The following is an 18,358-nucleotide window of genomic DNA, read 5'->3' as shown; positions in this document are numbered from 1 at the left end:
ATAATGGTGGCCTGCCTTCCGCCGAGTCGCCATGCCTTCGTTCGAAACCCGCGTCAGCCGCCTGTGGGCGCATGAAAAGGCCAGCTATGGCCTGCGGGTGTTCATCGCGCTGTCCGCGGCGATGGGGCTGTGCTGGTATCTGGACCAGCTGCCCGCCCTGCCCGGCGTGTTCCTGGGCATCATCGCCAGCGCGATCGCCGAGACCGACGACAACTGGTGGGGCCGGATCAAATCGGTGGCGCTGTCACTGCTGTGCTTCGTGGCCGCCGCAGCGGCCGTGGTGGTGCTGTTCCCGCATCCGTGGTGGTTCATCACCGCGCTGGCCGCCGCGACGTTCGGGCTGACCCTGCTCGGCGCGCTCGGCGAGCGCTATGCCTCCATCGCGCAGGCCACGGTGACGCTCGCCATCTACACCATGATCGGGCTGGAACAGCACGGTGCGACCGACCTGCCCCAGGCGATCAACGCGGTCAGCCACCTGCTGGCCGGTGCGGTCTGGTACGCGCTGCTCTCGATCCTGTGGACCGCCCTGTTCGCCAACCGGCCCGTGCGCGAGCGGGTGGCCCGCCTGTACCTGGAACTGGGCCGCTATCTGCAGCTCAAGGCCGATCTGTTCGAACCGGTTCGCGATGCCGACGTGCAGAAGCGCCAGCTGGCCCTGGCCGAGCAGAACCGGCGCGTGGTTGAAGCGCTGAACATCGCCAAGACCGCGATCCTGGCGCGCTTCGGCCGCTCCGGCCGGCCCGGCGTGCAGTCCGGCCTGTACCTGCGCCTGTACTACATGGCCCAGGACTTCCACGAGCGCGCCAGCTCCTCGCACTACCCCTACGGCGCGCTCACCGAGGCGTTCTTCCACAGCGACGTGCTGTACCGCTGCCAGCGCCTGCTCGCGCTGCAGGGTGAGGCCTGCGCCAACCTGGGCCAGGCGATCCGCCTGCGCCAGCCGTTCCAGTACGGCGAGCGCACCAAGCAGGCCACCGCCGATCTCACCGATTCGCTGACCTGGCTGCGCGCCCAGCACAACCCGCAGTGGCAGCGTCTGCTGGCCTCGCTGGAACTGCTGGGCCACAACCTGCAGAGCATCGAGCGGCGCCTGTCCGAGGCCGAGAAATCCGAGTCCACCCTGGACAACGTCGATACGCGCCTGCGCGATACCAACCCGCACACCCTGCGCGAGATGGGCGTGCGCATCCGCCAGCAGCTCACGCCCGGCTCGGTGCTGTTCCGGCATGGCCTGCGCATGGCGCTGGCGCTGATCGTCGGTTTTGCCGCGATCCGGCTGTTCAACGCCCAGAACGGCTCGTGGGTGCTGCTCACCATCGTCTTTGTTTGCCGCCCGCACTTCGGTGCGACCCGCCAGCGGCTGGCGCAACGGATCGCCGGCACGCTGATCGGTCTGGTGCTGACCTGGGCGTTGATGCAGCTGTTCCAGGACCTGCGCATCGAACTGCTGATCGCCCTGCTCTCGGCACTGCTGTTCTTCTTCACCCGCAGCGATCGCTACCTGGTGGCCTCGGCGGCGATCACGGTGATGGCGCTGACCTGCTTCAACCTGATTGGCGATGGCTTCCTGCTGATCTGGCCGCGGCTGGTGGATACGCTGCTGGGCTGCGCGATCGCCGCGGCGGCTGCGTTCCTGATCCTGCCCGACTGGCAGGGCCGGCGCCTGAACCTGGTGATGGCGCGCGTGCTCGACAACTGCGCGAAGTACCTGCACGCGGTGCTCGGCCAGTACGGCAGCGGCATGCAGGACGATCTGGCCTACCGCATCGCACGCCGCGACATGCACAACGCCGATGCGGCGCTGTCCACCGCGTTGTCGAACATGCTGCGCGAGCCCGGTCACGTGCGCCGCAACCTGGATGCCGGCTTCCGCTTCCTGGCGCTGTCCAACACCCTGCTCGGCCATCTCTCCGCACTGGGCGCCCACCGCACCCAGCTGGACAGCTACGGCCAGGATCCGCTGGCGCTGTCTGGCGGTGAACGGGTGCAGCAGGCGATGCAGCAGATCGCCAGTGCGCTGCAGCAGCGCGAGCCGGTGGCCGAAGACGCCAACGAGGGCGATCGGGCCCTGGCCGAGCAGCTGGAGCAGATCCCGGATGACATGCCCCCCAAGCTGCAGCTGATCCGCACCCAGATGGGGCTGATGCTGCGCCTGCTGCCCAAGCTGCGGGGCGCCGCCAATGAGGCCGCGCGCACGTTGAGGTAGGTATCGACCGTTGGTCGATACGGATGTTGAACGTCTCACGACCACCGGTCGTGAGCTACCGCCCCGGGGCGACGCGCGCCGCTGCCATGCTGCGCCAACAGGGAGAATGCTAGGCTGCGCCGGTTCGCAAGGAGTCTCCATGTCCGGCCATAGTCAGTTCGCTCTGCTCAGGCAACGCCGTTTCCTGCCGTTTTTCATCGTCCAGTCGCTGGGCGCGTTCAACGACAACGTCTACCGCCAGGCGATCATCGCGCTGCTGTTCTTCCTCGGCACGCCGATCGAAGAGCGCTCGCTGTATACCAACCTGGCGCCGGCGATCTTCATCCTGCCGTACTTCCTGTTCTCGGCGCTGGCCGGCCAGATCGCGGAGAAGCTGGAGAAATCGCGGCTCATCGTGATCACCACGACCATGGAAATCGCGATCATGTCGCTGGCCGCGCTTGGTTTCCTGACCGAGAGCATGCCGGTGCTGCTGGTGGCACTGTTCTGCACCGGCATGCAGTCCACCCTGTTCGGGCCGGTGAAGTACTCGGTGCTGCCCTCGATCCTCAAGCCTGAAGAGCTGACCGGCGGTAACGGCCTGGTCGAGATGGGCACCTCGTTGTCGATCCTGACCGGGATGATCGCCGGCGGCCTGATCTTCGCCCTGTCCGGCAGCCATGGTCCGATCGTGGCGGCCACCGCGGTGATCGTGCTCGCCGTGGCCGGCAACCTGACCGCACGCATGATCCCGAAGGTCGATGCCGGCGCGCCGGACCTGAAGATTCACTGGAACCCGCTGCCCGAGTCGCTCGCGGTGCTGCGCATGGCCAAGAAGCAGAAAGCCGTGCGCAACGCGATCCTGGGCGTGTCCTGGTTCTGGTTCGTCGGCACGATGCTGACCTCGCAGCTGCCGACCTATGCCGAGGTCAATCTCGGTGGCGGCTCCCTGCTCTACATCTTCGCGCTGGCGCTGTTCTCACTCGGCACCGGCACCGGTTCGCTGCTGTGCGAGAAGCTGTCCGGGCGCACCGTGGAGATCGGGCTGGTGCCGCTGGGCGCGTTCGGCATGACCGCCTTCATGCTCGACCTGTACTTCGCCCGCGTCGGCGAAGCGGCGACGGCCGGGCTGTCGATCTGGCAGTTCGTGCAGGCCCCGGGCAGCGCGCGCATCATCATCGACCTGATCGGCATCGGCCTGTTCACCGGCTTCTTCGTGGTGCCGTTGTTCGCGCTGATCCAGAGCCGCACGGCGAAATCGGAAATGTCGCGCGTGTTCGCCGCGCTCAACATCCAGAACTCCGGCTTCATCGTGCTGGCGGCGGGGCTGGGCCTGCTCACCCAGCGCGTGCTGGACTGGACCATCCCGCAGCTGTTCCTGGCCTTGGCGATCGCCAATGCCGTGGTGTCGATCTACATCTTCACGATCGTGCCCGAGTTCCTGATGCGCTTCCTCAGCTGGGTGATGGTGCGCGCACTGTACCGGCTGCGCCCGCACGGCATCGAAGCCAACGTACCGGACGAGGGGGCGGCGCTGATCGTATGCAACCACGTCAGCTACATGGACGCGCTGATCCTGTCGGCGACCCTGCCGCGCCCCGTGCGCTTCGTCATGTACTACAAGATCTTCAACATCCCGGTGATGCGCTGGATTTTCCGCACCGCCAAGGCGATCCCGATTGCCGGCGCACGCGAGGATCCCGCGCTGATGCAGGCCGCGTTCGATGAGGTGGACAAGGCGCTGGCCGAGGGCGAGCTGGTGTGCATCTTCCCCGAAGGCGCGTTGACCCGCGATGGGCAGATGGGCGCGTTCAAATCGGGCGTGGAGAAGATTCTCGAACGTCGCCCGGTGCCGGTGGTGCCGATGGCGCTGCGCGGGATGTGGTCGAGCATGTGGAGCCGCCGCGACACGCGCCTGGGCCGCATGCGTGTGCCACGCCGTTTCCGCGCGCATGTCGAGGTCGTCGCCTCTGCGCCGATCGCAGGCGAGGTCGCCACCGCGCCGATGCTGGAAAGCCAGGTGCGGCAGCTCCGTGGCGATCAGGCGTGAGCCCCGCCCTGCCTGCATGTAACCGTATACATAGAGACAGGGACATCGGTTAGATTACCGTCCGGGACACCTCGTACGCACCCACCCACCCAAGCAAATGGAGTTTCGCTGATGAATGCCACCGCCCCTCTGCCGCCCGCCCCGGGCAGCATCCCGAATCACCTGATCTGGTCGATCGTCGTCACCATCCTGGCGTTCTTCGTGTGCTGCCTGTCGTGCCTGAGCTTCCCGGGCATCGTCACCGGCGTGGTCGCGATCGTGTTCGCCAGCAAGGTCAACGGCCTGCTCAACCAGGGTGACCTGGAAGGCGCACGTCGTGCCTCCAAGAACGCCAAGATCTGGGCCTGGGTCACCACCGGCTTCCTGATCGCCGGCGTCGTGCTGTTCGTGATCTCGCTGGCCTTCATGGGCGTGGACGGTTACATGGAGCAGATGCAGCAGTTCCAGCAGCAGATCGAAAGCAACAGCTGATGATCGCGCTGCACGGCAAGCGCTGGTTGCTGGCGGTGTTGCCACCGGCCGCACTGGCGGCCGGTGCGGGGGTCTGGGTGCTGCGGCACTACGACCCCAACAGCGCCGGCAGCCCGTTCCCGCCGTGCAGCTTTCTGGCGGTCACCGGGTATTACTGCATCGGCTGCGGGCTGACGCGTGCACTGCACGCGCTGGCCCACGGCGATGTCGCCACCGCGTTTTCGATGAACCCCCTGGCCATGCTGATGCTGGCCATCGCCCCGCTGGTACTCGGTTGGGCACTGGGCTGGCGGCCACGCGCGCTGCAACCGTTGATCACGCTGCTGATGAAGCCTGCTTTCTGGCTGATCCTGCTGCCTACGTACTGGATCGCACGCAACCTGCCGTGGGTGCCGTTTACCTGGTTGGCGCCGGGCTGACCCGGACCATCAGGTGACCCAACCGGCGATCACCAGCAGCGCCAGCACCGCCATCCACAGCAGCAGCATGCGCCACACCAGGCTCATCGCATCGCGCAGCTCCGGCAGGCGACGCCACACCGGCACCATCCCCGCATCACTGTAATCGTGCGCGTCCTCACGCAGCTCGGCGCTCACGCTTGCCCGCGCGACCGCACCGAGGAAGTGTGTCGAAGCCGACCACTGATTGCCGTGCGCCTCACGCCAGGCCTTGAACGCGGTGTCGAAGTTGCCGACCAGCGCCATCGACAGTGACATCAGCTGCGCGACCGGCCACTCCAGCCAGGACAGCACCACGCGCGCCCCGGCGACCGCTTCCACGCTGGCCAGCGAGCGCATCGGGCCAATCGCCAGCAAGGCCAGCAGGCGATACAGCAGCGCGCCGACCGGGCCCAGCAGCAGGAACCAGAACAGCACTGCGAACCAGCGCCGCAGCGCGTTGAGCACGGTGGCTTCAACCAACGAGGGAACGTCTTCCTGCAGGCTGCCACCGGCGGACTGCAACTGCGCGATCGCCAGGTGGCGGGCGTGGGCGTCATCGGCGTCGATCACCGCCTCGACATCGCGGTCCAGATCACGTGGGCCCCAGCACATCACCAGTACCAGCACGCCCAGCAGCAGCGACGGCAGGCCGTAGACGCGGTCATCGAACAGCCACTGGAGCAGGCCCAGCACCGCCACGAACGGCAGCACGGCCAGCCAGCCGCCCTTGCGGCCGCGCCAGAATCCATCTTCGGCAGCGTGCCGGTCCAGCCACTGCAGCCAGCGCCGGTACAGGCCGAACCGCCGCAGCGCGACGGCCACGCCCGGTGCGACATGGCCCAGGGCCAAGGCAACCAGCACGGCGACCAGGGTGGTGAACATGTAAGCCTCCGGCTCGGGACGTGGAACGCGCCGCTACTATGCCTTGCGGCCCGGCAATTCCCCGGGCCGTTGGTAATGTACCGCGCCGCGTGTTCAGCCGGCGGCAACGGCAGGCGACCCTCAGGCGACCTGTTGGCGGTACCAGTGTTCGATCAGGCTGCGCGAGATCGAGATGGGCGGGGACAGACGGATGCCTTCGCCGTCATCCTCGACATCCCGGGCCAGCGCCGCGCCCACGTCCTCGGCAGTGAACCAGCGCGCATCTTCCAGCTCGCCGTTCACGGTCGGCACGTCGTCTTCGGCCGTGGCGGCGAAGCCGAGCATCAGCGCGCCCGGGAACGGCCACGGCTGGGTGCCTAGGTAGCGGCACTCACGCACACGCACGCGGCTCTCTTCGAAGACCTCGCGGACCACGGTCTGCTCCAGCGATTCGCCGGGCTCCACGAAGCCGGCCAGCACCGAGTAACGGCGCGGGGCCCAGTTGGCCTGGCGGCCCAGCAGCAGCCGGCCCTGGTTTTCCACGGCCACGATCACCGCCGGATCCACGCGCGGGTAGTGTTCGGTGGCGCACTGGCCACACCGGCCGACGAAGCCGCCGCGGCTGAAAGTGACCGCGCCACCGCACACCCCGCAAAAGCGGGTGCGCGACTGCCAGTAGGACATGCCACGGGCGTAACAGAAGGCGGTGGAATCGGCGATGGACCAGGTGGCGGCAGACTGGCGCAGATCCACGCGCTGCGGCGCGGCCACCGTCACGGCGGCGACCTCCAGCGAGAACCATGCCTGCTCGCCGCGCAGGCCGAGGAAGATCGCGGTGCCGGGCCCGCCGCCGAGATCGGCGCCGGTCAATGGCAGTGGCTGACCGTCATCGCCGGCCAGGGCGGTGCCGTCCTGGTCGAGTACCAATACGCGCGCGTCCGGCCACAACCGCGACAACGCATCGGCGTCATCGCGCAGGGTATCGGCGCGCTCCAACGGCTCGCTGACGAAGGCGAAACCGGAAAGCTGCGAAGTAAATGTGGACATCGCAAGAGCCTGCCCACATTCGGCGGGGCTGGCAAGCGGCAACCGACCGTTTGGCCGGTTGCGCGCACATCACATGCTGAAACTGCTGCCGCAGCCGCAGGTGGTCTTCGCGTTCGGATTGCGGATCACGAACTGCGCGCCGGTCAGGCTTTCGGTGTAATCCACCTCGGCGCCCATCAGGTACTGCAGGCTCAGCGGATCGACCAGCAGCGTGACGCCGGCGGTATCCACGGCCAGATCGTCCTCAGCGCGGTTCTCGTCGAACTCGAACCCGTACTGGAAGCCGGAACAACCGCCGCCTTCGATGTAGACGCGCAGGGCGAGGGCAGCATTGCCCTCATCCTGGATCAGCTCCTTGACCTTGGCCGCAGCGGCCTCGGTGAAGTTCAGCGGACGGTCCAGGGACTGGTAGTTCGGCGCGGCGGCGGGAGCGCCGGGCAGGGAAACAAGCGTGCTCATGCCCCCAGCATGGGGGTGCATGAGCACGGTTTCAAGCTCAGGCCATCGCCTCGGCCAGCTTCTTGCGGGCCGCGGTGTCCTTGCCCTTGCCCTCGTCCGCATCCCCGGACGGCGGCGGCAGCGCCATCTGCGCCGAGGTATGGATCAGGCGGCCGGTCAGCTGGGCGCCGGCGTGCATTTCCACCACCTGGTAGTGGATGTTGCCGGTCACCCGGGCGCTGGGGGTCAGTTCGACCCGCTCGGTGGCGTGTACATCACCGTCCAGGCGGCCGCTGATGACCACGACCTGGGCGCGGATCTCACCCTCGATGGCGCCGTGCTCGGCCACCGTCAAGGTGGCGTTGCTGGCGCCGTCCTGGGCAATCACCTTGCCCAGGATGGTGCCTTCCACGTACAGGCCACCACTGAATTCCACGTCCCCGCGGATCACCACCTGCGCGCCGATCAGCGCGTCCACGACCAGATGTCCGTCGCGGTTGGATTTGTTGCTGCCAAACATGGGCTTATTCCCCTTCTTTTGCCGATGCCGCCGGTGCGCCGGCCTGCTTCCAATCGAATACCTGGGTGGCGCCCCCCGCGCCCGATCCCAGCGTGACCCGCACACGTTGCGGGGTGAAGCCTTGCGGCAGCATCACACTGCCGGTGAGCTGCTGGAAGTACCGGAAGGAATAGTCCTGGCCCGGCACCTTGGTGCGCTGGTGCAGCTCGTCCCAGCTGACCGAGGTCAGCTTGCCGTCCTTGACGCCTTCCACCGTGAAGCGCATCTGCCCTTGGCTGATCGCCCCACGGTTCAGGTTCTGGGTCAGCACCACGGCGTACTGCCAGGTGCCGCCGGTCTCCGGCGCGAACTCCACCGAATGGGTATTGAGGCCCTTGCGCTGGCTGGTCGCACCGACCAGACGCTCATAGAAGGCCACGTCGGCACGCAGGCCGGCGATTTCTTCGTCGCGTTCGCCCAGCGAGGCCTGGACCTCGGTGTTGGCAGCGCGGCTGATGCGGTCGGACGCCTGCAGGGTCGCCTGATGCTGCTGCAGCTCGATGAGCTGCTGCTGGAGGCGTTCATTGCGGGTCTCGGCCGCCTTGAGCTGGGTGCCGACGTCGCCGCCGGGCGACCCCAACCAGGCGCCGAGCAGCGCGGCCAGGACCAGCGACAGCAGCCAGGCACCGCCCAGCACCAGCAGGCGCTTGCGGTCCTGCACGGGCGGCGCGCCCGGCCGGCGGATCTGGATGCGGGAAGGTGTGGGTTTGCTCATGGCAGTCCTGGGCGACCGCGCCTGACGGCGATGTCGCAACGGCCCCTGTCTGGAACGACTTGCTAGTGTAAGTCAGGGGAAAGGCCTTGTCCGCGCAGGGCCCGGATCGGGGCAGTAGCGTTCATGGACGTCATCCCCGATAGTGTGCGCCTGTGCACATTCTGCAGCCGGAGCGCGTGCCATGACCGAAGCCCACCTGTTCGTGATCGGCATTCTGCTGGCCTGGCTGGCCGGTATCCGCGTGTACCTCACCGTGTTCGGCGTCGGCCTGGCCGGGCTGCTGGGCTGGGTCGATCTGCCACCCGCACTGCAGGCCACGGAGTCCTGGTGGGTGCTGGGCACCTCGGCGGCGCTGGCCATCGCCGAATTCTTCGCCGACAAGATTCCCGGGGTCGATTCGGCCTGGGATCTGGTCCAGACGCTGGCCAGGGTGCCGGCCGGTGCGTTCCTGGCCGCCGCCACGCTCTCGCCCAGCGGCGAGCTCAGCGGCACCGCACTGGTGGCGGGCGCCGGCGTCGCGCTGGCCAGCCACGGGCTCAAATCCGGTACACGCGCCCTGCTCAATACCTCGCCAGAACCGGCCAGCAACTGGGTCGCCTCGGCCGCCGAAGACACCGTGGTGGTCGGGGGACTTGCGCTCGCCCTTGCCCACCCGTGGCTGGCACTGATCCTGGTGGTGGCGTGCAGCCTGATCGGCGCCTTGATCGTGTGGATGATCTGGCGGACGTTGTGGAAAGGCATGCGCTGGCTGATGCGCCAGGCCGACAGTGGCCAGACGCAGGTCAGACCGGGAACCCTGCCGCGGTAATGCGCGCCCTGCCCTCGGGCGTTCGTCGCATAATTGCGGCGCAGACTGGGAGTACTGATGGCCGTTCACGACAATGTTGTTGCACCCTCGCGCACCGTGCGCGCTGAAACGCCGCCGGCCGACCACTGGCAGCGCTGGCAGCGCCCAGACGCGCCGGCCCCCGTGGCCACCAGCAATGTCATCGCGCTCAATGCAGCACCGGCCAGCCCGCCACCGCTGCTGCCGCCGCTGCCCACCGATGCCAGCCAAATGGTCCCGCCCGGGATCGACTCGCCGTACCGCGTACTGATCGTCGAGGACGACCGCTCGCAGGCCCTGTTCGCGCAGAGCGTGCTGCATGGTGCCGGCATGGAGGCGCTGGTGCACAGCGATGCCGAGGGCGTGCAGCAGGCCATCGCCGAGCACCGCCCCGATCTGATCCTGATGGACCTGCATCTGCCCGGCCTGGATGGCATGCGCCTGACCGCGCTGATCCGCCAGCAACCCGGCCAGCAGCTGCTGCCGATCGTCTTCCTCAGCGGCGACCCGGATCCGGAGCGCCAGTTCGAGGTGCTCGACAGCGGCGCCGATGATTTCCTCAGCAAGCCGATCCGCCCGCGCCATCTGATCGCGGCCGTGTCCAACCGGATCCGCCGCGCACGTGCCCAGGCCGCCTCGCAGGCGGGCAACGCTGGCGCGCCGGCAATGAACAACCCCGAGACCGGCCTGCCCACGCGCCATCACGTGATGCAGCAGCTCGGCACCTCGCTCGCCCATCGCGATCGCGGCGGCCTGTTCTTCATCGAGATCGCCAGCGCGCTCGGCCTGCGCGAACGCTATGGGTATGCGGCGTTCGAGCGGCTGATGACCCAGGCGGGTCAGCGCTTGGCCGATGCCGCCCAGCCCCACCTGTTGGCACGCCTGAACGACAACAGCTTCCTGGTGCTCGCCCGCAATGCCGACGAGGACACCCTGGATGCGATGGCGCATGCGCTGCGCGAGCAGCTGTCCACGCGCGCCTTCGTGATCCGCGATGACGAATCGGTCCACCTGCGCGGCGTGGTCGGGCATGCCCAGCTTTCGCCGGGCTTCCCCGATGCGGGCAGTGCACTGGAAGCGGTCGAACGCACCACCCTGCAGGCCCGCCTGCTGACCGCGGGCGTGGCCGCCTACGTGCGCCGCGAAGATGTGGCCGCGCAGGAGCATCTGGCCCTGCTGGAAGGGCAGCTGGAACTGGCCTACCAGCCGATCGTCGCCGTGGCCGGTGGCAACACGGCGCAGTACCAGGTGCTGCTGCGGCTGCGCCAGGCCGACGGCAGCGTGCTGGCCGCCGGGCAGGTGATTCCGGCCGCCGAAGCGGCCGGGCGCATCGCCGATCTTGACCAGCAGGTGCTCGATCACGCGTTGGGTCTGCTGGATCTGTACCGCCACGCCGCGCAGCCGCTGCACCTGTTCGTCTCGCAGTCACTGCGCACCCTGGCCCGCGATGCCTTCGGCGACTGGCTGCTGGAATCGCTGGCGAGCCGGCAGATCGACGGCAGCGCGTTGGTCATCGACGTACGCCTGCCCGATGCGCTGATCCACACCGTCACCCTGCAGCAGTTCTGCACCCGCATGCATGCGGCCGGCGTGCGCTTCTGCCTGAGCCAGTTCGAGCCGGGCGATGAGGCCAATGCGTTGATGGCGCAGCTGCCGTTGGCCTATGTGCGCATGGCCGCGCGCTTCTCCAACAGCCACACCAACCAGCAGACGCGTGACGAACTACGCGCGGCGATCGATCTGGCGCACCGCGCCGGGCTGCGCATCATCGGCCAACAGATCGAAGACCCGCAGGCAGCGGCCGCGATGTGGATCGGCGGGGTCGATTTCATCCAGGGCAACATGGTCCAGTCCGCCGGCAGCGAACTGAACTTCGACTTCCAGAACTCGGTGCTCTGAGCATGGGGCGCCATGGACGGCCAGCCCACTCGCCCACCCCGGCCGCGCTGTGGATCGCTGCCGGATCAGCCGCGGTCTGCGCCACTGCCACGGTGATGGCGCGCATCGGTGCCAATGGGCCGTGGATCGACATTGCCGCCGGCACTGGCCTGCTGGCACTGATTGCCGGTATCCAGGCGGTACGCCGCTGGCGTGATGCGCAGGACCAGCTGGAGAACCTGCAGCGGCGCAATGAGGCGCTGGTGCTCGAGCGCGATCAGCTGCAGCAGCGCCGGCAGCAGCAGAACCAGCTGGAGCAGGAACTGCTCGGCGCCAAGCAGGCCGCCGAAGCCGCCGCATTGGCCAAGGGTGAGTTCCTGGCGACGATGAGCCACGAGATCCGCACGCCGCTCAACGGCATCCTGCCGATGCTGGACCTGATCGCCCGCGGACAGCTCGGCAGCGACCAGCGGCAGATGCTGCAGACCGCCGCCACCAGCTCGCAGCAGCTGCTGCGCATCGTAGATGACATCCTCGATTACTCGCGGCTCGAGGCCAAGGGCCTGAACCTGGAGATCACCACCTTCAACCTGCGCGAGCTTCTGGAGGGGCTGGTGCAGCTGATGCAGCGCGCCGCCGATCCCAAGGGCCTGCAGCTCTCGCTTGAACTGGACCCGGCGGTACGCCTGTCGGTGCGTGGCGACCCGGTGCGGCTGCGCCAGGTGCTGAGCAACCTGCTGGTCAACGCGATCAAGTTCACCGAGCGTGGCCAGATCCGGCTGCGCGTGCAGCGCCAGGGCGAGACCAATGCGCAGCACCTGCTGCGCTTGGAGATCGTCGACAGCGGTATCGGCATCGACGAGGCACTGCAGGCGCGCCTGTTCCAGTCCTTCAGCCAGGCCGATGCCTCGACCACACGCCTGTATGGCGGCACGGGCCTGGGTCTGGCGATCTGCAAGCGCATCATCGACCTGATGCATGGCCGCATCGGCGTGCACTCCACGCCCGGGCAAGGGGCCACGTTCTGGTTCGAGATACCGCTGCTCAAGGTGATCGGCGATCTGCCCGCCGCACTGACTGCGCGCCGCGCGCTGCTGGTCACGCGCGACCCGTTGCTGGTCCAGCGCATCGAGCGGGTGACCCAGCACCATGACCTGCGCCTGCACACGGTGGAGACCAGCGCCGAGGCGATCGATGTCCTGCGCGCACCGCAGCGCCGCGGCGTCGACCCCGTCTTGGCCTGGGTGATCGCAGACACCGACGGCCTGCGTCTTGGCACCCAGGCACTGCAGAACGCGGTGGCCGGCAATGATCGGCACCCGGAGGCACAGCTGCTGTGGCTGTATGGCGATGAGGCACCCGTGCCCGAGGCGCTTGGCCCCGGGCCGGCGCTGTCGCGGCTGGCCGCCGATAGCGAGCTGCACGCGCTGCTGCGCCCGGTGGTGGCCAGTGCGCGCCCGGCCGCCCTGCTGGCCGAGGTGGAATACGCCGGCTCACCCTCGGCACTACCGCAGTTCCCGCTGCGCCTGCTGCTCGTGGAAGACAACAGCGTCAACCTGCTGGTCGCACAGCGGCTGCTGCAGGTGCTGGGCTGCGAGGTGGAGACCGCCACCCAGGGCGAGCAGGCGCTGGAGGCGCTGCATACCCAGGCGTTCGATCTGGTGCTGATGGATTGCCAGATGCCGGTAGTGGATGGCTACGACGCCACCCGTCGCTGGCGCGCGCACGAGGCCGCGCAGGGGGCCGCGCGGCTGCCGATCGTGGCGATGACCGCCAATGCGATGGCCGGCGACCGTGAGCGCTGCCTGCAGGCCGGCATGGACGATTACCTGTCCAAACCGATCAACCGCGAAACGCTGCAGGTCGTGTTGGCACGGTGGAGCAGCGTGATGGCCGATGACACCGCTCCGACGCCGCCACTGGCCACGCCACCGGCGTTGACCCCGGCACCGTCGCCCCCCGCACGCGAGGAAACGCCCGCGGCGGTACTCGACCAAGACGTGCTCGATGAACTGCTGGACGTGATCGGCGCGGACACGGCGCGCATCATCGGAGTGTTCCTCGATGACACCCCGCCGTTGATCCGGCAGTTGCAGGATGCCTCGGTCGCGGCGGACCTGGACCAGCTGCGGGCGCTGGCGCACAGTCTCAAATCGGCCAGTGCGAACGTAGGTGCGATGGCGCTGTCGGCCGCGGCCTGGCGGATCGAGCACGATGCCCGCGCCGGCACGCTGGAGCGCCCCGCCGTGGCGGTGGCGCTGTTGATCGCCGAGTTTGCGCGTGCAAGGATCGCGCTGGCCGGCTATCACGCCCGCCTGCGCGCCCCGCTGCAGGGCTGACTCAGTCTTCGATCTTGGTCAGCAGGTAATTCGGCTCACCGATGCGCTCGATCAGATCCAGCTGGGTTTCCAGCCAGTCGATATGCTCTTCCTCGGACTCGAGGATCTTCACGAACAGCTGGCGGCTGACGTAATCCCCGATCGAATCGGCATACGCGACGGCCTCGCGCAGCGTGACCACGCCATCGCGTTCCAGGCTGAGGTCGCACTGCAGGATCTCGGCAGGATTCTCGCCGATGCGCAGCTTGCCCAGCGCCTGGAAGTTCGGCAGGCCTTCGAGGAAGAGGATGCGGTCGGACAGGATGTCCGCATGCTTCATCTCTTCGATCGATTCCTTGTACTCGTGATCGGCGAGTTCCTTCAGGCCCCAGTTCTTCAGCATCTTGGCGTGCAGGAAGTACTGGTTGATCGCGGTCAGCTCGTTGTAGAGGACCTTGTTGAGGAATTCGATGACTTTGGCGTCGCCCTTCATGAGCGTGCTCCTGCTGCGTGGAATCGCGGGCACTGTAGCGCGTCGCGCGCAGGCATGAAGGAACGCGAATCGTGCTCAGTTGCGGCCCGCAACGGAGCGGGCCCAGCTCAGGCGGCTTGCAGGCCGAGAACCGGCAGCGGCAGATCGTGGGTAGCGCTGAACTTGGCCAGCAGGTCCGCCGCCATGTCCAGGCAGGAACCGCAGGTGGCGCCGCAGCCGGTGCGCATCGTCAACTCGGACACGCTCACGACACCGCTCTGGGCGGCTTCGCGGATCTGATGGTCGGTAACCCCGTTGCAGATGCAGACGTACACGTGCGGACTCGGCAGGCAGGCCCGGATCGGCCTGCTGCTATTCCAATCGAAATGCGAATGGTTGTCAATTTCGAACCTGAATCATTCTCGATACGGTTCAGAGCCGCCGGAAATCGCTCAGACGGCGCCCGGCTCGCCCTTGGCCTTGCTGCGCGGCCAGTAGCCGCCACCGCGCTTGGGCGTGGTGCGCTTGCGCGGCCGGTCGTGACCGGCGGCGTTGCCCGGCATCCAGGCTTCCTGGGCGGACTTGGGCATCGTTTCCACCCCCGTCCCGGCCACCCCCCGTGCCAGCGGCGCCAGATGGCGCAGGGCACGCGCATAGACGCCCCGCTTGAACATCACCACATGTTCGACCGGGTACCAGAAATCGACCCAACGCCACTGGTCGAACTCAGGGCTGTCCGTATGGTCCAGGGTGACGTGGGATTCGTCCCCCGCCAGCCGGAGCAGGAACCACACCTGCTTCTGGCCGATACAGACCTGCCGTTCATTGCGGCGGATGGCCCGTGCCGGCAGCCGATAGCGAAGCCAACCCGGCGTCGCCCCGAGCACTTCAACGTGCTCCGGCAACAACCCGGTTTCTTCCTGCAACTCGCGATACATGGCTTCGACAGGCGTCTCGTCGGTGTTCATGCCGCCCTGCGGGAACTGCCAGCCATCCCGGCGCACACGTCGTGCCCAGAAAACCTGCCCATCCTGCCGCATCAGCACAATACCGACGTTCGGTCGATAGCCGTCCGGATCGATCACGATGCGGACTCCTAGAAAAATCTACTGATCGGGACTGTGCCACGCCCGCTGCCCACTCACAAGCGCGGTGAAAAAGTGTTGACAGATTCCGAATACATCTCCAGAATTGCCGGCTCCCTGAGGCTATGTAGCTCAGCCGGTTAGAGCACAGCACTCATAATGCTGGGGTCGGTGGTTCGAGTCCACCCATAGCCACCAAGTCCGCTTGGTTTTTCAGGGAGAAAGTGCAATAATTGCACGCACATTTTGCCCCGTCGCCAAGCGGTAAGGCACCTGACTCTGACTCAGGCATTCGGTGGTTCGAATCCATCCGGGGCAGCCAAACAAACAGAAAAGGCCGATCGAAAGATCGGCCTTTTCTGTTTGTTTGGGCGTTTGTCCGGGCGCGAAGCGCCCGGACCCCACACCTTGCGCAGCAAGGTGTGGGCGCCAGCCCTCCCCTGCCACATCCCCGCGCCTGACGGCGCGCCCCCTTGTACTCCAAGGGGGCTGTTTCACCAGAGAGAGGGTGCACGGCCGACGCCAGGCCGACACCGGGCCGCAGAAGCAACCGGCAAGCGGTCGGCACTACCACCCGCGCCACACCCCACATAAAACAGCGGCGAGCGCGCCAGTGCCGCCGGAGGCGTCGTCAGCCCTCGCAGCCCCCCTCCGACAGCCAGCTGATCTTCGCGGCGGACCCCCACCCCCGGAAACGACAAAAGCCCGGCCGAAGCCGGGCTTTTGCATACCTCCCAGGGGGATCCCGAAGGATCCCACGCCAGGCGCGATGGATCAGCGCTTGGAGAACTGGGTGGCGCGACGTGCCTTGTGCAGGCCGACCTTCTTACGCTCGACTTCACGGGCGTCACGGGTCATGAAGCCAGCCTTGCGCAGCTCGGACTTCAGGGTTTCGTCGTACTCGACCAGTGCACGGGCGATGCCCAGACGGATCGCACCGGCCTGACCGGTGGTACCACCGCCAGCAGCGGTGACCATGATGTCGAAGCTTTCGGTGTTCTTGGTCAGTTCCAGCGGCTGACGCACGATCATGCGTGCAGTCTCACGGCCAAAGAACTCGTCCAGCGGACGGCCATTGACGGTGATGTTGCCGGCACCCTTGCGCAGGAACACGCGGGCGGTGGAGGACTTGCGGCGGCCGGTGCCGTAGTTTTGCGTGATAGCCATGATTAGATATCCAGAACCTGAGGCTGCTGAGCGGCGTGCGGGTGCTCGGAACCCGAGTACACCTTGAGCTTGCGGTACATGGCGCGGCCCAGCGGGCCCTTCGGCAGCATGCCCTTGACGGCGGTCTCGATGACACGCTCCGGGTGGCGCTCAAGCGCCTGGGCCAGAGTTTCGGTCTTCAGGTTGCCGATGTAGCCAGTGAAACGGTGATACAGCTTGTCCTGCAGCTTGTTGCCGGTGACGGCAATCTTTTCTGCATTGATGACAACCAGGTAATCACCGGTATCAACGTGAGGGGTGTAAACCGGCTTGTGCTTGCCGCGCAGACGGCGGGCCAGCTCGGTGGACAGACGGCCCAGCGTCTTGCCGGATGCGTCGACGAGATACCAGTCGCGCTGGACGGTCTCGGACTTTGCAGTGAAAGTGCTCATGAAAGAACTCTAGTAGGTCGGGCTCATTACGGCGCAGTACGGCCGGAACTCTGCCACGCGTTGTGAAGAGGCGGGATTGTACTGGCCATCCCCGCCACATGCAAGTTGACCCTGATCCCGGCTTGGCACACCGGCCGCGGGGGGCGAGAATCGACAGTCCCCCGTCGCGACATCCCCCTGCCATGACCGCGCTCCGCCAGATCACGCCGCTCGACCACCTGCTGACCGAAGCCCAGCGGGCGCTGGATACCGTGTTCGGCAATCCGCCGGCCAGCCGCCCCTACCCTGCCGAGGCCACCCCGGACGTGCAGATGGCCGCTCCCGAGCGCCGCCACGCGGCCGGGCTGATGCGCATCAACCATGTCGGCGAGGTCTGCGCCCAAGGCCTGTACTTCGGCCAGGCCGCCGTGGCCCGCGAGCCGGAAACCCGTGCCCACCTGCTCGATGCCGCCCAGGAAGAGACCGACCATCTCGCCTGGTGCGCCCAGCGCCTGCGCGAGCTGGACAGCCGCCCCAGCCTGTTCAACCCGATCTGGTATGCAGGCAGCTACACCATCGGCACCCTGGCCGGCCTGCGCGGGGATGGCTGGAACCTCGGCTTCGTGGTCGAGACCGAACGCCAGGTCGAAGCGCATCTGGACGAACACCTGGATACCCTGCCCCCGGCCGACCTGCGCAGCCGTGAGGTGATCAAGGTAATGAAGATCGACGAGGCCCGCCACGCCGACCACGCCGAACATGCCGGCGCCCGGAAGCTGCCCGCACCGATCCCGTCGGTGATGGCGCTGGCCTCCAAGGTCATGAAGACCATCGCGTACCGCCTTTAAGCCTCCACCGTGCCGCGTGCATCTGGTGAAAAGCCTCCCCCCTGAGTCAGGGGGCGCCGCGAAGCGGCAGGGGTATGGGTGTTCAGCGAACCGTGGGAGCGCCAGCGCGAATGCGAGGGCGTTACCCCGAGACCAGCTTCAGGCCGATCACACCGGCCACGATCAACGCAATGCACGCCAGCCGCGACGGCGAGGCACTGTCGCCGAACAGGAAGATGCCCAGCATCGCCACGCCCAGCGCGCCGATACCGGTCCAGATCGCATACGCCGTGCCGACCGGAATGGATTTCATCGCCTGGCTCATCAGGTACAGGCTGACCAGGGCGGCGCCAACGGTGGCCAGGGTGGAAAGCGGCTTGCTGAAGCCGTCGGAGTACTTCATTCCGATGGCGAAGCCGATCTCGAACAGACCGGCAACGAGAAGATAGATCCAGGGCATGGGGGAATTCCTAGGGTTAACAAAAGCAAAACGGCCCGGTGTTTTCACACCGGACCGTCGTCGGTAGCTGCCGTGGAACCGGGTTTTGCGCAAACGCCGGTTCCACAGGGCGGGCCGTCCCGCCTGAACGAGGCCGCCCGGGCCAG

The 18,358-nt window shown here is 67.1% G+C and carries 18 protein-coding genes, 2 tRNA genes and 1 pseudogene; 10 read left to right on the top strand and 11 right to left on the bottom strand.

Going from position 1 to position 18,358, the window contains the following annotated elements:
- The first annotated feature begins 31 nt into the window (after positions 1-31).
- From yccS to ABE463_RS07360, 4 genes are all read left to right on the top strand, one after another.
- A complete protein-coding gene (yccS, locus tag ABE463_RS07375) occupies positions 32-2,209 on the top strand; it encodes a YccS family putative transporter (protein WP_259258858.1) in 2,178 nt (725 codons plus the stop codon).
- Between the two features lie 139 nt (positions 2,210-2,348).
- Positions 2,349-4,238 carry an MFS transporter gene (locus ABE463_RS07370; protein ID WP_346467697.1) on the top strand — a complete coding sequence of 630 codons (1,890 nt, stop codon included), beginning with the start codon at positions 2,349-2,351 and terminating at the stop codon, positions 4,236-4,238.
- 111 nt (positions 4,239-4,349) lie between these two features.
- Positions 4,350-4,709 carry a CD225/dispanin family protein gene (locus ABE463_RS07365; protein WP_123729974.1) on the top strand — a complete coding sequence of 120 codons (360 nt, stop codon included), beginning with the start codon at positions 4,350-4,352 and terminating at the stop codon, positions 4,707-4,709.
- Positions 4,709-5,128, top strand: coding sequence for a DUF2752 domain-containing protein (locus ABE463_RS07360; RefSeq protein ID WP_346467696.1), 420 nt, complete (start codon positions 4,709-4,711; stop codon positions 5,126-5,128). Before ABE463_RS07365 ends, ABE463_RS07360 begins: the two co-directional genes overlap by 1 nt.
- A gap of 9 nt (positions 5,129-5,137) precedes the next feature.
- On the opposite strand, the gene ampE is transcribed toward ABE463_RS07360, so the two are convergent.
- From ampE to ABE463_RS07335, 5 genes and pseudogenes are all read right to left on the bottom strand, one after another.
- Positions 5,138-6,031 carry a regulatory signaling modulator protein AmpE gene (gene ampE, locus ABE463_RS07355; protein WP_346467695.1) on the bottom strand — a complete coding sequence of 298 codons (894 nt, stop codon included), beginning with the start codon at positions 6,029-6,031 and terminating at the stop codon, positions 5,138-5,140.
- Between the two features lie 120 nt (positions 6,032-6,151).
- The gene (gene nudC / locus ABE463_RS07350) at positions 6,152-7,057 is read right to left on the bottom strand and encodes an NAD(+) diphosphatase (protein ID WP_346467694.1); all 906 of its coding nucleotides are present in this window, start codon (positions 7,055-7,057) and stop codon (positions 6,152-6,154) included.
- A gap of 69 nt (positions 7,058-7,126) precedes the next feature.
- Positions 7,127-7,516 carry an iron-sulfur cluster insertion protein ErpA gene (gene erpA, locus ABE463_RS07345; protein WP_019185327.1) on the bottom strand — a complete coding sequence of 130 codons (390 nt, stop codon included), beginning with the start codon at positions 7,514-7,516 and terminating at the stop codon, positions 7,127-7,129.
- Between the two features lie 133 nt (positions 7,517-7,649).
- Positions 7,650-8,015: pseudogene (locus ABE463_RS07340) on the bottom strand (polymer-forming cytoskeletal protein); the annotation flags it as partial.
- Between the two features lie 4 nt (positions 8,016-8,019).
- A complete protein-coding gene (locus tag ABE463_RS07335) occupies positions 8,020-8,769 on the bottom strand; it encodes a DUF6776 family protein (RefSeq protein ID WP_259258848.1) in 750 nt (249 codons plus the stop codon).
- Between the two features lie 181 nt (positions 8,770-8,950).
- Here ABE463_RS07335 and ABE463_RS07330 point away from each other — a divergent pair, with 181 nt between their 5' ends.
- The 3 genes from ABE463_RS07330 to ABE463_RS07320 are packed head-to-tail and all read left to right on the top strand — an operon-like array spanning position 8,951 to position 13,812.
- On the top strand, positions 8,951-9,577 hold the full coding sequence (locus ABE463_RS07330) for a DUF4126 domain-containing protein (protein ID WP_346467693.1): 627 nt from the start codon (positions 8,951-8,953) through the stop codon (positions 9,575-9,577).
- A 57-nt stretch (positions 9,578-9,634) separates the two neighbouring features.
- Positions 9,635-11,494, top strand: a complete 1,860-nt coding sequence (locus ABE463_RS07325; protein WP_346467692.1) for an EAL domain-containing protein — start codon at positions 9,635-9,637, stop codon at positions 11,492-11,494.
- A 2-nt stretch (positions 11,495-11,496) separates the two neighbouring features.
- The gene (locus ABE463_RS07320; RefSeq protein WP_346467691.1) at positions 11,497-13,812 is read left to right on the top strand and encodes an ATP-binding protein; all 2,316 of its coding nucleotides are present in this window, start codon (positions 11,497-11,499) and stop codon (positions 13,810-13,812) included.
- 1 nt (position 13,813) lies between these two features.
- On the opposite strand, the gene bfr is transcribed toward ABE463_RS07320, so the two are convergent.
- The 3 genes from bfr to ABE463_RS07305 all read right to left on the bottom strand — a co-directional run bounded on the left by bfr (position 13,814) and on the right by ABE463_RS07305 (position 15,348).
- Positions 13,814-14,284, bottom strand: coding sequence for a bacterioferritin (gene bfr, locus ABE463_RS07315; protein ID WP_019185321.1), 471 nt, complete (start codon positions 14,282-14,284; stop codon positions 13,814-13,816).
- A 107-nt stretch (positions 14,285-14,391) separates the two neighbouring features.
- Positions 14,392-14,598 (bottom strand): (2Fe-2S)-binding protein, encoded by a 207-nt coding sequence (locus ABE463_RS07310; RefSeq protein WP_088433582.1) that lies wholly within the window; start codon positions 14,596-14,598, stop codon positions 14,392-14,394.
- 117 nt (positions 14,599-14,715) lie between these two features.
- A complete protein-coding gene (locus tag ABE463_RS07305) occupies positions 14,716-15,348 on the bottom strand; it encodes an RNA pyrophosphohydrolase (protein WP_121040607.1) in 633 nt (210 codons plus the stop codon).
- Positions 15,349-15,469: 121 nt separating this feature from the next.
- On the opposite strand from ABE463_RS07305, the gene ABE463_RS07300 reads away from it, so the two are divergent.
- Both ABE463_RS07300 and ABE463_RS07295 read left to right on the top strand, forming a co-directional pair.
- A tRNA-Met gene (locus ABE463_RS07300) sits at positions 15,470-15,546 on the top strand.
- A gap of 49 nt (positions 15,547-15,595) precedes the next feature.
- A tRNA-Gln gene (locus tag ABE463_RS07295) sits at positions 15,596-15,670 on the top strand.
- A gap of 452 nt (positions 15,671-16,122) precedes the next feature.
- Here ABE463_RS07295 and rpsI read toward each other — a convergent pair.
- Together rpsI and rplM are read right to left on the bottom strand one after the other, a co-directional pair.
- Positions 16,123-16,515 carry a 30S ribosomal protein S9 gene (gene rpsI / locus ABE463_RS07290; protein ID WP_017354549.1) on the bottom strand — a complete coding sequence of 131 codons (393 nt, stop codon included), beginning with the start codon at positions 16,513-16,515 and terminating at the stop codon, positions 16,123-16,125.
- Positions 16,516-16,517: 2 nt separating this feature from the next.
- Positions 16,518-16,946: a 50S ribosomal protein L13 gene (rplM, locus tag ABE463_RS07285; protein ID WP_017354548.1), complete on the bottom strand. Its 429-nt coding sequence runs from the start codon at positions 16,944-16,946 to the stop codon at positions 16,518-16,520.
- 182 nt (positions 16,947-17,128) lie between these two features.
- Here rplM and coq7 point away from each other — a divergent pair, with 182 nt between their 5' ends.
- On the top strand, positions 17,129-17,773 hold the full coding sequence (gene coq7, locus ABE463_RS07280; protein ID WP_123729966.1) for a 2-polyprenyl-3-methyl-6-methoxy-1,4-benzoquinone monooxygenase: 645 nt from the start codon (positions 17,129-17,131) through the stop codon (positions 17,771-17,773).
- A gap of 121 nt (positions 17,774-17,894) precedes the next feature.
- Here the strand turns inward: coq7 and sugE are convergent, their stop codons facing one another.
- Positions 17,895-18,212 carry a quaternary ammonium compound efflux SMR transporter SugE gene (gene sugE / locus ABE463_RS07275; protein WP_346467690.1) on the bottom strand — a complete coding sequence of 106 codons (318 nt, stop codon included), beginning with the start codon at positions 18,210-18,212 and terminating at the stop codon, positions 17,895-17,897.
- Positions 18,213-18,358 lie beyond the last annotated feature (146 nt).

Source organism: Stenotrophomonas sp. TWI819 (genome assembly GCF_039673075.1).
Taxonomy (GTDB): Bacteria; Pseudomonadota; Gammaproteobacteria; order Xanthomonadales; family Xanthomonadaceae; genus Stenotrophomonas; species Stenotrophomonas rhizophila_B.
The sequence above is the reverse complement of the archived record's forward strand: the minus strand, read 5'-3'. Positions and strand labels throughout refer to the sequence as shown.